Genomic DNA, 2,508 nt, shown 5'->3' with positions numbered 1-2,508 from the left:
GCTTTATCGGTATAGAAACTACGTGCACCCGCATCCAAGAATGCCAAGCCAACAAAACCATCTTCACGAGAAGAGGCTAAAATTTTGTCACCAATAGGCCCATTAAGTACATCGCGATACTGCTGCTCACTACTGTATAAATAAGGAAGAGATAAGATTTTATAATCTTTCGAAAATGACTCTAGTGGAGCAGCACTCACTTTAGTAAAGGCAACGGTGCCGTTTTGCACCATTTGCAATAAGCTGGTTTCATTACCCAACGTTCCATTGGCGTACACTTTTACTCTGATTTTCGTTTCATCTTTAACATGGTCAGCAAACCAACTTAACGATTGATGCACAGGGTGTTCAGTGGGTAGCGCATGGGCTAATTTCAATGTTTGAGCATAAACACTAGAGGTAAATGTTGCTCCAGCTAAGATTCCCGCAAGCATTAACTTATTCAGTTTCATATTATTATTCCCTTATTTGTTTCTACGTTATTGAACTTATTAAGATACATATCCCGCCAAATGAGGTAGCCACATCGTTAGTGATGGCACCATAATGATCAGCCCCAAAGTTAAAACCATAATTAAGAATAAAGGTATTAACTTAGGCACTACATCGCCGAGCTTATTACCTGAGACACTACAGCCTACAAATAAAGCCGTACCAACTGGTGGAGTACAAATACCGATACAAAGGTTAAACACCATGATGATGCCAAATTGAATCGGGTCGACCCCAAGCTCAACTGCAATAGGTAAAAATATCGGTGTAAAAATCAGAACCGCTGGAGACATATCCATGAATGTCCCCACCACTAACAAAATCAAATTCATTAGCAGCATAATAACCAGCGGGTTGGTTGAATAATTAAGAACGAAGTCTGCAATCGCCCCCGGAATATCAGCATTGGCCATTGACCATGACATTGCCGAAGACGTTGCGATCATTAGTAATACGATAGAAGTCGTAATCACACTATCAAGTAAGATAGGCGCTAAATCTTTAAACTTTAACTCACGATAAGCAAAGCCTAGAATTAAGCTATAGACCACAGCAATGGCTGAGGCTTCCGTTGCAGTAAACGCCCCACCTAAAATACCTCCCATAATAATTAACACTAAAAATAAGCTTGGAATAGCATCCCAAATCACTTTAATTGTTTTTTCTTTTTGAACGATTTTCTCTTGTGGGATTTTATATTTTTTGCCCAATAGCAGAATACCAATCATAATTCCCAAGCCCATTAAAAGACCCGGAATATAACCAGCAATAAAGAGGTACTGCACTGAAGTACTACTGACTAAAGCATATAAGATCAGGATATTAGAAGGCGGAATTAACAACCCCGTTGGACAAGAGGCAACATTCACTGCGGTCGAGAAATCTTTCGGGTACTTATGCTTCTCCTGCAGTGGTTTCATTATCCCACCAACAGCCGCGGCAGCCGCGGCAGCAGAGCCCGATAAAGAGCCAAACATCATATTGGCAATAACATTCACATGAGACAGTGAACCTGGGAGCTTACCGCCGAGCAACATAGCAAAATTAATCAGCCTATTCGCTAAACCACCGCGATTCATTAAATTACCAGCCACAATAAAAAATGGCAAAGCTAATAAACCGAAGCTATTTAACCCGTTAGTTAATTGTTGTGAAACTAAAATCGACGCTTTATCAATTGGGAAATCAATGAATATTGTCAGTAATGCCGCACCACCAATCGCAAATGCAATCGGAATACCTATTAATAAAAATATTGCTAACGATCCAAATAGAACCACAATTGGCAGTAAATCGTAGACCATATCAGGCATTGAATTGATGTAGTCTTGAGTAAATATTAAATCAACCAGTGTCATGATATTTCCCTCAGCGAACTATTTGATATATTGATTTGAGAATATCAATACATGCGTAGTAGCAGATAATGACACCCGAAAACGGTACCACCGTGTAGACATAACCAATTAAAAGTTGATGCCCACCGATAGATAACCCAGGAGAGACTTGATTGTGATGCAGCGTCGTCATCATGAAGTTCCAGCCGCCGTACACCAAAGCAACAGAAGAAAACAACAAGACAAAACAACTAATAACAATATTAAGAACATGCTGATTTCTAGCCTTGAGTCGAGTGACCAACAACTCTAAGGCTAAGTGACGTTTAATTGAGAAGGTATAAGCTCCACCTAAGATACCAATCCAAATAAGCAAATAACGGGAAAGTTCATCGGTAAAAACTGAAGGGTCGTTTAAAATAAAACGCGTAAATACCTGCCATACAACCGAAAAAACCATCATTGCCATAAAAAATATGAGGGCATATTCTAATATTCGGTTTAATAATTTATTAAATACTTCTAGGTTCATTAGCACACTCTTCCACAGCAATAATTATTATTTTTCTTAATAAGCAATCGTTTCCTTGCTTAAATAAAACACCTTATTGAGTATCTTAATGTGACTATACCCGTGATCATTGAAGATGCTTGATTTTATCGTTGAACAGGATCATGC

The 2,508-nt window shown here is 38.8% G+C and carries 3 protein-coding genes; all 3 read right to left on the bottom strand.

Annotated features, from left to right (window positions below):
* A partial coding sequence (dctP, locus tag ACTH6U_RS21310; RefSeq protein WP_441833094.1) for a TRAP transporter substrate-binding protein DctP occupies window positions 1-452 on the bottom strand: 452 nt, incomplete at its 3' end.
* Window positions 453-491: 39 nt separating this feature from the next.
* Window positions 492-1,796, bottom strand: a complete 1,305-nt coding sequence (locus ACTH6U_RS21305) for a TRAP transporter large permease (RefSeq protein ID WP_226981141.1) — start codon at window positions 1,794-1,796, stop codon at window positions 492-494.
* Between the two features lie 64 nt (window positions 1,797-1,860).
* Complete coding sequence (locus ACTH6U_RS21300) at window positions 1,861-2,361, bottom strand: TRAP transporter small permease (protein ID WP_089139599.1); 501 nt, start codon at window positions 2,359-2,361, stop codon at window positions 1,861-1,863.
* Window positions 2,362-2,508 lie beyond the last annotated feature (147 nt).

It is taken from the genome of Providencia sp., assembly GCF_052096715.1.
Taxonomy (GTDB): Bacteria; Pseudomonadota; Gammaproteobacteria; order Enterobacterales; family Enterobacteriaceae; genus Providencia.
Note: the sequence above shows the minus strand (reverse complement) of the source record. Positions and strands in the feature narration are given on the sequence as shown.

What these genes read in the sequence shown, in the direction of transcription:
- ACTH6U_RS21305 (WP_226981141.1), bottom strand. Translation starts at nt 1,796, where the DNA reads ATGGTCTACGATTTACTGCCAATTGTGGTTCTATTTGGATCGTTAGCA.
- ACTH6U_RS21300 (WP_089139599.1), bottom strand. Translation starts at nt 2,361, where the DNA reads ATGAACCTAGAAGTATTTAATAAATTATTAAACCGAATATTAGAATAT.